Below are 11,981 nucleotides of genomic sequence, written 5' to 3'. Positions count from 1 at the left end.
TCTTACCACGACCCGCTACACCCTCTGTCGCCACGTACGCAGTCGCCGCGACCGTCAGATGTTTATAAGAGCCAGCCCCCGGCACGCCCACCCCCGCCCGCCGCGCCCTGCTCGCCGCCGCAGCCGGCCCGCGCCAGCGCGGCTGCGGCGGCGAGCAGGGCGGGGCGGGTGGGGGTGCGCGTCACGGGGGCGGGGCTCCTTCGTCGGGGGCGCCGCCATCATCCCCGGCGCGAGGCGCCACAGCCCGTAACGGCACGACAGCAGTCCGCAGACACGACCGCGGGCCGCCGTCCTCTCGGACGACGGCCCGCGGGCCCTGGGTCTTCGCTCAGCTCTGAGCCGGGGCGAGCACCTGGTCGACGATGTAGACGGTGGCGTTCGCCGTCTGGACGTTGCCGCAGATGACCGAGGCCGGGGTGCCGGTCACGGTCTGGGCGACGGTGAAGTCCTCGCCGGAGCCCTCGATGGTGACCTCGTCACCGTTCAGGGTGGTGTGCGTGCCGGCCAGCTCGTCGGGAGCCAGGCGGCCCTCGATGACGTGGTGGCTCAGGATCGCGGTCAGCTGGGCGTTGTCGGCCAGCACGGCCTGCAGCGCGTCCGGCGGGATGGCCTCGAAGGCCGGGTTCGCCGGGGCGATCACGGTGATGTCCTGGGCGCTGTTGAGGGTGTCCACGAGGTTGGCCTGCATGACGGCCTGGACCAGCGTCGACAGCACCGGGTTGTTGCTGGCGGCGGTGGCGACCGGGTCGTCGGTCATGCCGGTGAAGGAGCCCTCGCCCTCGGCCGGGACGGCGGTGCAGCCCTCGCCGAACGGCTCGGCGGCGGCCATGTCGGTGCCGCTGGACGGCGCCGAGGAGCTGCTGTCCGTGGCGCCCTCGCTGGCGCTGCTGGCGGCGCTGCCCGCGCTGCCGGCGGCGTCGGACGCGGTGTCCTCGGCGCCACAGGCGGTCACGCTCAGGGCGAGGGCCGAGACACCGGTCAGCAGGGCGGTGCGGGTGAGAGTGCGCTTCACGTGGATCTCCTTGGTCGTCGTGCTCGGTTCCTGGCCCGCGTCCCGGGAAGTGGGGCGGGCTGCGCCTGCGGCCGGTGGCCGAGACGAGTTCTGGGGGTCAGCTCGCGATGACCCGGATGGAGTGCAGGCCGCTGGACCCGTCGGGGAACGGCTCGGCGCGCTCCTCGGTCTGGACCTCGCCCTCGGCGCTGGTCGCGCGGACCGTGAGCTGGTACGAGCCGGGGGCGAAGTCGTAGGGCAGCACCCACTGCCGCCACAGGTCGGCGTCCACCTGCGGGGAGAGCTGCGCCGGCAGCCAGGGTCCCTCGTCGACCCGGACCTCGACGGCGCCGATGCCGCGGGTCTGCGCCCAGGCCACGCCGGCGATGGCACGGCGGCCGGCCGGGAAGCGGCGCAGCGGGGCGGGGGTGTCGATGCGGGAGGCGATCTTGATCGGCGCCTGGGCGGCCCAGTCGCGCTCGGTCCAGTAGACGTCGAACGCGTCGTAGGTGGAGGCCTCGATGCCGGTCATCCACTTGCAGGCCGAGACGTAGCCGTAGAGCCCGGGGATGATCATCCGCGCCGGGAAACCGTGCTCCACCGGGAGCGGCTCGCCGTTCATCCCGAACGCGATCATCGCGTCCTCGACCTCGAGCGCCGAGCGGGTGGGCGCGCCGATGGTCATCCCGTCGACCGAGCGGCAGACCAGCTGGTCGGAGCGGGACTGGATGCCGTTCTCACGGAGGAAGGCGCCCAGCGGGACCCCGAGCCAGCGCGCGGTGCCGGCCAGCAGACCCCCGACGGTGTTGGAGACGCAGGTCAGGGTGATGTCGCGCTCGATGACGTCGGGTCGGCCCAGCAGGTCGTCGAGCGTGTAGCTGCGCGGGCTGTCGAACATCCCGGTCAGCTCCAGCCGGTAGTCGGCCGGGCTGATCTGCGGCACGGTGATCGCGGTGTCCACCCGGTAGAACTCGCGGTTCGGGGTGAACAGCGGCGTCAGGCCCTCGACCTGCGGGGCGAGGTCGGCGCCGGCCGACAGCGGTGCGGCCGGGGAGGTCGGCGCCGGGAGGGCGAGGTCGGCCCGCGCCCCGCCGACGTCGAAGCGGCGCAGCAGCAGCCGGCCTGCGCCACCGGTGACGACGGCGGCACCCACGGCGGCGCCGCTGGTGAGGAAGAAGCGGCGGCGGTCGAGGCCGGCGCCCTTGCGGTCGCCGGAGCCGAGGGCGGTCCGCAGGCGCTCGGCGAGCGGCGCCTCGTCGTCGGCAGCGGTGTCCCGGGTGCCGGTGGCCGGCACGGTGAGAGGGGCCAGGAGGGCGAGCAGAGCGCCGATCCCCGCCAGCGCGCCGACCAGGGCCGGCAGCGCGTCGAGCGGGCCACCGGCGGGGCCGGTGACCGCGGCGGCGGCCCCCACCACGCCGAACAGCGCGATCCCGGCGACCCCGACCGCCCGGCGGCGCAGCGCCAGGACGCCGAGGACCGCGGCGTACAGCGCGATGAGCACCAGCGTGCCGACGACGAGGGCGATCTTGTCGTCCTCGCCGAAGGTCGCGATCGCGAAGGCCTTGACCGGCTCCGGGACGAGGGTGATGACCTTGTCGCCGACGGCGACGACCGGCGAGGCCTGCGGACCGATCAACCCGGCGACGAGCTCGGCCACGCCCAGCGCGACACCGGCGGACAGCAGCCCGGCCACGGCGGCGAGCGGACGGCGGCCTCGCCGCCGCCCGCCGCCCTGCCCGTCCGGCGCGCTCGCCGCGGCCGGGGCCTGCTCGGTGGTGGTCACGACTGTTCTTCGCGACCAGCCGCCCTATGGGTTCACGGATCCGGTAACGGTTCCGTAACGAGCTGTCAGCGCAGTCCGGCCTGTCTGCGGGCGGTCATCGCCCGGTACCACTCGGTGGAGGGCCGCAGCGCCAGCGCGACGACCCCGACGATCGTCAGCAGCAGCGAGAAGACCGACAGCGAGTCGAGGAAACCCGAGCCCGCGACGCCCCCGCCGGAACCGGCCAGAGCGCTCAGGCCGAAGAGCGCGCTGAGGCCGCCGAGCACCAGGAGCACGATGCGCGCCCAGTTGCGCCCCTTCCAGGCGAACCAGATGAAGAGCGCCTGGAGGGCCGTCAGCAACAGACCGATCACCGCGCCGACGACGATGCCGGCCCGGATGACGTCCTCGGTGACCGCCGGGTCGTCGGCGACCGCCACGGCCTGCGCGACCAGGCTGTCGATGTCGGAGAACTGCACCAGCGACGCGATGATGCCGAGGATGAACGTGGCGAGGAAGGCCCCGATCCCCACGCGGACGGTCGTCGGCCGCTCGGGCGCTTCCTGCGGGAAGTGGTACCCCGGCGCCGACGGGGCCGCGCCGTAGCCGTAGGGCTGCCCCTGCCAGCCCTGCTGCGGGTCCTGCCACCCACCCTGCTGCGGGCCCTGCCACCCACCCTGTCCGGACGGCGGGTTCTGCCAACCACCCTGCTGCGGGTCCTGCCAGCCACCCTGCTGCGGGTTCTGCCACCCGCCCTGCCCAGGCGGCGGGTTCTGCCAGCCCTGTCCCGGCGGCGCCTGCCAGCCCGGCTGCCCCTGCGGCGGCTGCCCCTGCTGGGGGTCCTGGCTGCCCTGCCCTGACGTCATCACTCGCTCCCCTGGTCGTCCCTCGGGTGTCTCGCCCCGATGATCACGGACCCTCCCGGACCGGGCCAGTGCCGTTGGGCGATCGAGACCGGATCGGTGCGGTGGTGTCGTCGCGAGGCGCGGAGCCCCCGCGCCCGAGATGCGGATGGCGGCTGCCTCGGGGGTCGCCATCGCCGCCGTCAGACGCATCTCGGCGTCCCGACCGTTCCTGCGGAAACGCACGAGGGCCCGCCGTCCCGGGTGGGACGGCGGGCCCGTGCGGCCCCGTCCGGAGGCTCACCGCGAGCTCGCGAGCGGTGGGAGGGACGGGGTCCTCTTTCAGCCGCGGCGGACGGTCAGGCCCTCCTCGGCGAGGTCCTCCGGCGCGTCGACGACGACCTCGTCGCCGTCCCGGATCTCGCCGGCCAGCAGGGCCTTGGCCAGCTGGTCGCCGATCGCCGACTGCACCAGCCGGCGCAGCGGACGGGCGCCGTAGACCGGGTCGAACCCGTTGAGCGCCAGCCACTCGCGCGCGGCGTCGGTGACCCGCAGCGTGAGCCGGCGGGCCGCCAGCCGGCGGGCGAGCACGCCCACCTGGATGTCGACGATGCCGACCAGCTCCTCGCTGCCCAGCGCCCGGAAGACCACGACGTCGTCGAGCCGGTTGAGGAACTCGGGCTTGAAGTGCGACCGGACCACGTCCATCACCGCCGCGCGCCGCGCCTCCTCGGGCAGCGACTGGTCGGCGATCACGTGCGACCCGAGGTTCGACGTCAGGATCAGGATGGTGTTGCGGAAGTCCACCGTCCGACCCTGGCCGTCGGTGAGCCGGCCGTCGTCGAGCACCTGCAGAAGCACGTCGAAGACGTCCTGGTGCGCCTTCTCGACCTCGTCGAACAGCACGACGGTGTAGGGCCGCCGCCGCACCGCCTCGGTGAGCTGGCCGCCGGACTCGTAGCCGACGTAGCCGGGCGGGGCGCCGACCAGGCGGGCCACCGAGTGCTTCTCGGAGTACTCGCTCATGTCGATGCGGACCATCGCCCGCTCGTCGTCGAACAGGAACTCCGCCAGCGCCTTGGCCAGCTCGGTCTTGCCGACACCGGTCGGGCCGAGGAACAGGAAGGACCCGGTCGGCCGGTCGGGGTCGGCCACGCCGGAGCGCGCCCGGCGGACCGCGTCGGACACGGCGCGCACGGCGTCGGACTGGCCGACGACCCGCCCGCCGAGCTCGTCCTCCATCCGCAGCAGCTTCTGGGTCTCGCCCTCGAGCAGCCGCCCGGCGGGGATGCCGGTCCAGGCCTGGACCACCTCGGCGATGTCGTCGGGGCCGACCTCCTCCTTGAGCATGGAGTCGGTGCCCGCGACCGAGGCCTCGGCGTCGGCCAGGGCCTTCTCCAGCTGCGGCAGCCGGCCGTAGCGCAGCTCGGCGACCTTGGCCAGCTCGCCGTCCCGCTCGGCGCGCTCGGCCTCCAGGCGCGCCCGCTCCAACTCCTCCTTGATCTGCTGGATGCGCACGATCGCGCTCTTGTCCTGCTGCCAGCGGGCGGTCAGCTCGTCGAGCTGCTGGCGCTTGTCGGCGAGGTCGGCCCGCAGGGCCGCCAGGCGCTCGACGGAGGACGGGTCGTCCTCCTTGGCCAGCGCCATCTCCTCGATCTCGAGCCGGCGGACGGCGCGCTCGACCTCGTCGACCTCGACCGGCCGGCTGTCGATCTCCATCCGCAGCCGGCTGGCCGCCTCGTCGACCAGGTCGATGGCCTTGTCGGGCAGGAACCGGGCCGTGACGTACCGGTCCGACAGGGTCGCGGCGGCGACGATCGCGGCGTCGGTGATGCGGACGCCGTGGTGGACCTCGTAGCGCTCCTTGAGGCCGCGCAGGATGCCGATCGTGTCCTCGACCGAGGGCTCGCCGACGAAGACCTGCTGGAAGCGCCGCTCCAGCGCCGGGTCCTTCTCGATGTGCTCGCGGTACTCGTCGAGCGTGGTCGCGCCGACCATCCGCAGCTCACCGCGGGCCAGCATCGGCTTGATCATGTTGCCGGCGTCCATCGCCGAGTCGCCGGTGGCCCCGGCGCCGACGATGGTGTGCAGCTCGTCGATGAAGGTGATGACCTCACCCTGGGACTCGGCGATCTCGTGCAGGACGGCCTTGAGCCGCTCCTCGAACTCGCCGCGGTACTTGGCGCCGGCGACCATGCTGGCCAGGTCCAGCGCCATCAGCCGCTTGCCCTTGAGGCTCTCGGGGACGTCGCCGGCGACGACGCGCTGGGCCAGGCCCTCGACGATCGCCGTCTTGCCGACGCCGGGCTCGCCGATGAGCACCGGGTTGTTCTTGGTGCGGCGGGACAGCACCTGCACGACGCGGCGGATCTCGGTGTCGCGGCCGACGACCGGGTCGATCTTGCCCTCTCGGGCGCGCTCGGTGAGGTCGACGGCGTACTTCTCCAGCGCCTGGAAGGTGCTCTCCGGGTCGGCGGTGGTCACCTTGCGGTTGCCGCGGACGGTGCGGAAGGCCGCCAGCAGGGCGTCGCGGGTGGCGCCGGCGCTGGTCAGCACCGCGCCGGCCTCGCCGTCGGAGCCGGCCAGGCCCACGAGCAGGTGCTCGGTGGACACGAACTCGTCGCCCAGCGCGCTGGCCTGCTCCCCGGCCGCGTTGAGCACGCGGAGCAACTCTCGGGACGGCGAGGGGGCGGGCACGGTCGCGCCGCTCACGCTCGGCATCCGCCGCAGCGCGGCGTCGGTCTTGGCACGGACGTCGGCGACGTCGGCTCCCACGGCCTTCAGCAACGGGCCGGCGATGCCGTCGGTCTGCTCGAGCAGCGCGGCGAGCAGGTGCAGGGGCTCGAGCGCGGCCTGGCCGCGGTCGACCGCGAGCCGCTGGGCGGCCGTGATCGCCTCCTGCGAACGGGTGGTCAGCTTGCTCTGCATGGTCTGTGGGGTCGGTCCTCTCGGAGTGGGGCCGGGCGTGCCGGCCAGGTGGTGTCGAGGAGTCCAACGACGCGAGGGTTGAGTCTGTTCCACTCAACCTCGCTGCGTCCACCTCCTGCAGGGAGGTCCCGTCACCACTGGGGGGCACGTCAAGGGGTAACCCCCGGTACCACGGGTAACCAGGGCCCTAGAATCTGGAGAATGACGCGCCTCCCGGCACCCAGCGCGGTCCTCGAGGACCAGCTGTGCTTTGCGCTCTACGCCGCCTCCCGGGCCATGACTGCGCGCTACCGCCCGCTGCTCGACGCCATCGGTCTCACCTATCCCCAGTACCTGGTGATGATGCTGCTGTGGGAGGAGGACAACCAGACCGTCGGTCAGCTGGGCGCCCGCCTCTCCCTGGACAGCGGCACGCTCTCCCCCCTGCTCAAGCGGCTCACCACGGCCGGCCTGGTCACCCGCCACCGCCGCGTGGAGGACGAGCGTTCGGTCGCCATCGCGCTCACCGACGCCGGCCGGGCGCTGCGCGACAAGGCCGACGCGATCTCCGAGGAGATCATCTGCGCGCTCGACCTCGACCGCTCCGAGTTCGCCGACCTCAAGGCCAAGCTCAACCTGGTCACCGAGCGGGTCACCACCACCTGACCCGTCGTTGGGTTGTCCACGACGGACCGGGGTAGCGCTCCCGCGACACACCCGTCCGAAGAGGAGGCGCCATGCCCACCCGTACCGCTCGCACCGCCTGGAACGGCACCCTGCAGGAGGGCTTCGGCCAGGTCGAGCTGTCCAGCTCGAAGGTCGGCACCTACGAGGTGTCGTTCCCGAAGCGCGCGGCCGAGGAGGCCGACGGCACGACCAGCCCCGAGGAGCTCATCGCGGCGGCGCACTCGTCGTGCTTCGCCATGGCACTGTCGAACGAGATCGCCAAGGCCGGTGGCACCCCGCAGTCCCTCGAGATCTCCGCCGACGTCACGCTGGGCCAGAAGGACGGCGGTCCGCACATCACGAAGATCGCGATCACCGTCCGCGGTGAGGTCGAGGGCCTCGACGCCGCCGGGTTCGAGCAGGCCGCCCAGGCGGCCAAGGCCGGCTGCCCGGTGAGCAAGGCCCTGGCCGGCGTCGACGAGATCAGCCTGGACGCCGCTCTCGAGAGCTGAAAGAGGACCCCCTGCCCCCCACCACTCGCAGGTTCGCGGTGGGGCCTTGCAGGGGAGCCGCCCGTCCAGGGCGCCTGGCGGCCCGTCCCCTCCGGCGGAGGAGGCGGGCCGTCGTCGTCCCCGGGGTCAGCGCGGCGGGACGAGGACCGACCAGCCGTGCCGCCGCACCCGCCAGGTGCGGGCCGGGACGCCCTCCTCGACCTCGCCGTCCGCGTCCAGGTCGACCGGGCCCCCGGTGACCGACACCCGGCGGCCCCGCAGCACCAGCACGTCGGGCCGGTCGACGTGCTCGCCGGTGGTCAGCGCCGCGGTGAAGGCGGCCCGGGCGACGGGCCCGGTCGCGATCGAGACCACCACGTCGGCGAGCCCGTCGTCGGGCTCGGCGCGCGGCGCCAGCGGCGTCCCACCGCCGATCGACCGGCCCGTGCAGACGCCCAGCATCAGCACCTCGCGGGTGCCGTCGGCCGCCCACCCCTCGCCCGGGTGCGTCGCGACCCGGCCGTCGACCTCGACCCGCAGCGGCCAGCCGGGGCTGCTCACGCCGGCCAGCGCCGCGCCCACCGGGTAGGCGGCCACGCCCAGCCGCTCCTTGAGCCGGTCGGCCTGCGCGCCGGCCCGCGCCCCGACGCCCGCGTGCACCGCGTTGACCACCAGGCCGCCGGCGTCGTCGTCGAGCAGGTCCAGCGGCCGCGGCCGCCCGGCGAGGACGGCGGCCGCACACGCGTCCGGTTCCAGCGGCAGGCCCAGCGTGCGGGCGAGGTCGTTGCCGGTGCCCCGGGCGACGATGCCGACCGGCTCGGCCGGGTCCAGGGCGCCGGCCCGGTCCAGGGCGCGCGCCACCGCGTGCACCGAGCCGTCCCCGCCGAGCACCACGATCCGGCGTCCGCCCCGGGCGGCGACCGCCGCATCCAGCTCGGCCGCCGACCCGGTCGCGACCACCTCGGTGTCGGCGCCCGCGCGCAGCGTCCGCACCGCGGCCTCGACCGCGTCGTCCTCGGCCGTGCCGGCGGCGTGGTTGACGACCAACAGCAGTCGAGGCGTCCCGATCACCGCCGGACCGTAGCCCGGCCCCCTCCTCGGCGTCCCCGTACTCGCGAGGGGAGGAGGACAGGTGGCCCTGCAGGGGGCCGCTCAGCCGGGCGAGGCCTCGCTGCGCAGCCGCTCGTCGCCGCTCTCGGTCCGCAGCGCGACCTCCCGGATGAACAGGACGGCCAGTACCGCGACCACCGCCACCACGGCGGAGACTGCGAAGACGCGCCCCGTCGCGTCGCCGTAGGCCGCCGCGATCAGCACCCGGACGGCCGGCGGCGCGTCGGCCAGGTCGGCCAGCCCCGCCCCGCCGGCGCCCTGCGCGGCACCCGGCACGCCGGCCAGGCCCTGCGCGGTCAGCTCGCCGACGCGGGAGTCCAGCACCGCGCCGAGGACGGCGACGCCGATGGTGCCGCCGAGGCTGCGGAAGAACGCGACCGCGGAGCTCGCCGCACCCAGGTCGCGGGCGGCCACGGTGTTCTGCACGGCGAGGACGAGGTTCTGCATCGTCATGCCGATGCCCACGCCCAGGACGAACAGGAAGGCGCCCAGCACGACCATGTCCGTCTCGTGGTCGATCGTGCCGAGCAGCGCGAAGCCGAGGACGACGAGCAGCGAGCCGGCGACCAGGTACCCCTTCCACCGCCCGGAGCGGGTGATGAGGATGCCCGACACCGTCGAGGAGAGCAGCAGCCCGCCGACCATCGGGAGCGTCAGCAGGCCGGCCGCGGTCGGCGAGTAGCCACGGGAGATCTGCAGGTACTGGCCGAGGAAGACCGACGAGCCGAACATGGCCACACCGATCGCGATGCTGGCCAGGATCGCCAGTGTCGTCGTCCGGTCGCGGAACAGCCGCAGCGGGACGATCGGCTCGGCGGCGCGCAGCTCGGTGGCGACGAACGCGGCCACGGCCAGCAGCCCGCCGCCGACGAACAGCGCCGTCTCGACCGACACCCAGGCGAAGGTGTCGCCGGCCAGGGTGACCCAGATGAGCAGCGCGGAGACGCCGGCAGCCAGGAACGCCGCCCCCAGGTAGTCGATGCGGACCTCGCGCCTGGTCACCGGTAGGTGCAGCGTGCGCTGCAGCAGCACCAGCGCGACGGCGGCGAACGGCACGCCGACGTAGAAGCACCAGCGCCAGCCGAGCCAGCTGGTGTCGACGAGCAGGCCGCCGATCAGCGGCCCGCCGACCGTGGCCACCGCCATGACCCCGCCGATGAGACCGGAGTACCGGCCGCGCTCCCGGGGGCTAATCATCGCGGCCATCGCGATCTGCACGAGCGCCTGGATGCCGCCGAGGCCGAGGCCCTGCAGCACCCGCCAGGCGATCAGCGTCTCGACCGACTGGGCCAGGCCCGCCAGCATCGAGCCGACGATGAAGACCACGATCGAGACCTGGATCAGCAGCTTCTTGCTGTAGAGGTCGGCGAGCTTGCCCCAGATCGGGGTCGAGGCGGTCGCGGCCAGCAGCGTCGCGGTGATCACCCACGTGTACTGGCCCTGGGTGCCGCGCAGCTCGGTGATGATCGTCGGCAGGGCGTTGGAGACGACGGTCGAGGACAGGAACGCCACGAACATCGCCAGCAACATCCCGGACAGCGCCGAGAGGATCTGCCGGTGGGTCATCCGCCCCTGCTGCTCGGCAGGGGCGATGTCGACAGGGGCGGTGTCGGCGGGCGCCGAGGTGGGGACGGCCGCGGTGCGGTCGTCGCGGGTGGTGGTGGCCACGGTTCTCCTGGTCCGGCAGGTACGGGAGGGAGGCGGTGCGAGGGGGCCGCGGGTCACCGGACGGCGACCGGGACGGCGGTGGGCGCCCGGTCGAGGTCGGTCGCGAGCCGCTCCAGCAGCCCGGACAGCAGGCGCGCGTCGTCCTCGTCCCAGTCGGCCAGCGCGGCGCCGGCCCACCGGGCGCGCAGGGCGCGGGTGACGGCCAGCGCACGGGCGCCCTCGTCGGTGAGGTGCAGGAGGCTGGCCCGCCCGTCGTGCGGGTCGGGCCGGCGCTCGACGTAGCCGGAGCGCTCGAGGGTGGCCAGCTGCCGGCTGGCGACGGAGACGTCGACGCGGGCCCGCGCCGCCAGGGCGCTGCAGCGCTGTTCGCCGTCCTGCTCCAGGGGCAGCAGGAGCGCCCAGCCGAACGACGGCAGGTCACCGTAGAGGGCGTCCGCGGCGCGGCCGCTCAGGTGGCGGCCGCTGCGGACGACACGGGCCAGGCCGGAGGCCAGCCGGTCACGGGTCTCGGGGCTGATGGGCACGTCGCCGTCCTCGACAGGGAGTACTTGCGTACCGCAACCATACTGATATTTCGTTGTCGTAGGCAACTTCCGGCCCTGCGAGGGCGCCCACCGTCAGCGGTCGAGCCCGCCGCCGTCCCGCCCGAGCTCGGTGGCCAGCGCGGCCGCCGCGGCCTGCAGCAGGGGCACCACCCGGGGCACCGCGTCCAGCCCCAGCCGACCGGCCGGACCGGAGACGGAGATCGCCCCGGCCACGGGGCCGCCCGGCACGGGGACCGCCACGCAGCGGACGCCGGCCTCCTGCTCGCCGTCGTCGAGGGCATAGCCCTGCTCGGCGACGCCCGGCAGCTGGGCGAGCAGCTCGTCGGGGTCGGTCACCGTGCGGTCGGTGCGGGCCGGCATGCCGCTCTGCAGGAGCAGCCGGCGCGCGGTCGCCGGCGGCATCTGGGCCAGCAGGACCTTGCCGACGCCGGTGCAGTGCAGGTGCACCCGCCGGCCCACCTCGGTGAACATCCGCATCGAGTGCCGGGAGGGCACCTGGGCGGCGTAGACCACCCGGTCGCCGTCGAGCATCGCCATGTTGGCGGTCTCGCCGATGGCGTCGACGAGCTGGGACAGGTGCGGCTGGGCCCACATGGCCAGCACCCGCGACGAACACTCCCCCAGGTGGATCAGCCGCGGGCCGAGGACGTAGCGGCGCGACGGCAGCTGGCGCACGTAGCCGCGGGCCACCAGGGTGCGCACGAGCCGGTGGATGGTCGACACGGCCAGGCCGCTGTCGGCGGCCAGCCGGCTGATCGCGACCTCGCCGTCAGCATCGGCCATGAGCTCGAGCAACTGGAAGGCGCGGTCCAGCGACTGCACACCCTCCACCGTCCCGCCAGCGGCCATCGCGCCCTCTCCTGTTCCGCCCGGTCGCGTTCCGGACTGTGGGACCCCGGGTTGACCCTGGTGATGGGGCCCCACTACTTTTCCAGTAATCAGACAGCGTGTTCCACGATGCGGAACGACACTACCCCCGGCTCACCGCTCTGCGGAACC

General features: G+C 74.1%; 11 protein-coding genes. 2 read left to right on the top strand and 9 right to left on the bottom strand.

The window, feature by feature from the left end; genetic code table 11:
* Positions 1-62 precede the first annotated feature (62 nt).
* The 5 genes from CNO22_RS29635 to clpB all read right to left on the bottom strand — a co-directional run bounded on the left by CNO22_RS29635 (position 63) and on the right by clpB (position 6,523).
* A complete protein-coding gene (locus CNO22_RS29635) occupies positions 63-185 on the bottom strand; it encodes a hypothetical protein (protein WP_269799571.1) in 123 nt (40 codons plus the stop codon).
* A 143-nt stretch (positions 186-328) separates the two neighbouring features.
* The gene (locus CNO22_RS08015; RefSeq protein WP_198588181.1) at positions 329-1,012 is read right to left on the bottom strand and encodes a fasciclin domain-containing protein; all 684 of its coding nucleotides are present in this window, start codon (positions 1,010-1,012) and stop codon (positions 329-331) included.
* Positions 1,013-1,109: 97 nt separating this feature from the next.
* Positions 1,110-2,774 (bottom strand): molybdopterin-dependent oxidoreductase, encoded by a 1,665-nt coding sequence (locus CNO22_RS08010; RefSeq protein WP_198588180.1) that lies wholly within the window; start codon positions 2,772-2,774, stop codon positions 1,110-1,112.
* A 65-nt stretch (positions 2,775-2,839) separates the two neighbouring features.
* Complete coding sequence (locus tag CNO22_RS27535; RefSeq protein ID WP_157936852.1) at positions 2,840-3,619, bottom strand: hypothetical protein; 780 nt, start codon at positions 3,617-3,619, stop codon at positions 2,840-2,842.
* Between the two features lie 318 nt (positions 3,620-3,937).
* Entirely contained in the window at positions 3,938-6,523 is a 2,586-nt protein-coding gene (gene clpB, locus CNO22_RS07995; RefSeq protein WP_100498861.1) for an ATP-dependent chaperone ClpB, read from the bottom strand.
* Positions 6,524-6,724: 201 nt separating this feature from the next.
* Between clpB and CNO22_RS07990 the strand changes: the two genes are divergently transcribed.
* Positions 6,725-7,168: a MarR family winged helix-turn-helix transcriptional regulator gene (locus CNO22_RS07990; protein ID WP_100498860.1), complete on the top strand. Its 444-nt coding sequence runs from the start codon at positions 6,725-6,727 to the stop codon at positions 7,166-7,168.
* A gap of 71 nt (positions 7,169-7,239) precedes the next feature.
* Entirely contained in the window at positions 7,240-7,680 is a 441-nt protein-coding gene (locus CNO22_RS07985; RefSeq protein ID WP_100498859.1) for an OsmC family peroxiredoxin, read from the top strand.
* A 126-nt stretch (positions 7,681-7,806) separates the two neighbouring features.
* Here the strand turns inward: CNO22_RS07985 and CNO22_RS07980 are convergent, their stop codons facing one another.
* The 4 genes from CNO22_RS07980 to CNO22_RS07965 all read right to left on the bottom strand — a co-directional run bounded on the left by CNO22_RS07980 (position 7,807) and on the right by CNO22_RS07965 (position 11,831).
* Positions 7,807-8,730, bottom strand: coding sequence for a diacylglycerol/lipid kinase family protein (locus CNO22_RS07980; RefSeq protein WP_100498858.1), 924 nt, complete (start codon positions 8,728-8,730; stop codon positions 7,807-7,809).
* A gap of 81 nt (positions 8,731-8,811) precedes the next feature.
* On the bottom strand, positions 8,812-10,437 hold the full coding sequence (locus CNO22_RS07975) for an MDR family MFS transporter (RefSeq protein WP_100498857.1): 1,626 nt from the start codon (positions 10,435-10,437) through the stop codon (positions 8,812-8,814).
* A 53-nt stretch (positions 10,438-10,490) separates the two neighbouring features.
* On the bottom strand, positions 10,491-10,961 hold the full coding sequence (locus CNO22_RS07970) for a MarR family winged helix-turn-helix transcriptional regulator (protein ID WP_100498856.1): 471 nt from the start codon (positions 10,959-10,961) through the stop codon (positions 10,491-10,493).
* Positions 10,962-11,054: 93 nt separating this feature from the next.
* A complete protein-coding gene (locus CNO22_RS07965) occupies positions 11,055-11,831 on the bottom strand; it encodes an IclR family transcriptional regulator (RefSeq protein WP_100498855.1) in 777 nt (258 codons plus the stop codon).
* Positions 11,832-11,981: the final 150 nt, after the last annotated feature.

It is taken from the genome of Geodermatophilus chilensis (assembly GCF_002802985.1).
In the GTDB taxonomy this organism is placed as follows: Bacteria; Actinomycetota; Actinomycetes; order Mycobacteriales; family Geodermatophilaceae; genus Geodermatophilus; species Geodermatophilus chilensis.
This window is presented reverse-complemented; position numbering and strand designations above follow the sequence as displayed.

Coding starts and splice junctions, on each gene's coding strand:
- CNO22_RS27535 (WP_157936852.1), bottom strand. CDS start 3,619: ATGACGTCAGGGCAGGGCAGCCAGGACCCCCAGCAGGGGCAGCCGCCG.
- clpB (WP_100498861.1), bottom strand. CDS start 6,523: ATGCAGAGCAAGCTGACCACCCGTTCGCAGGAGGCGATCACGGCCGCC.
- CNO22_RS07990 (WP_100498860.1), top strand. CDS start 6,725: ATGACGCGCCTCCCGGCACCCAGCGCGGTCCTCGAGGACCAGCTGTGC.
- CNO22_RS07985 (WP_100498859.1), top strand. CDS start 7,240: ATGCCCACCCGTACCGCTCGCACCGCCTGGAACGGCACCCTGCAGGAG.
- CNO22_RS07965 (WP_100498855.1), bottom strand. CDS start 11,831: ATGGCCGCTGGCGGGACGGTGGAGGGTGTGCAGTCGCTGGACCGCGCC.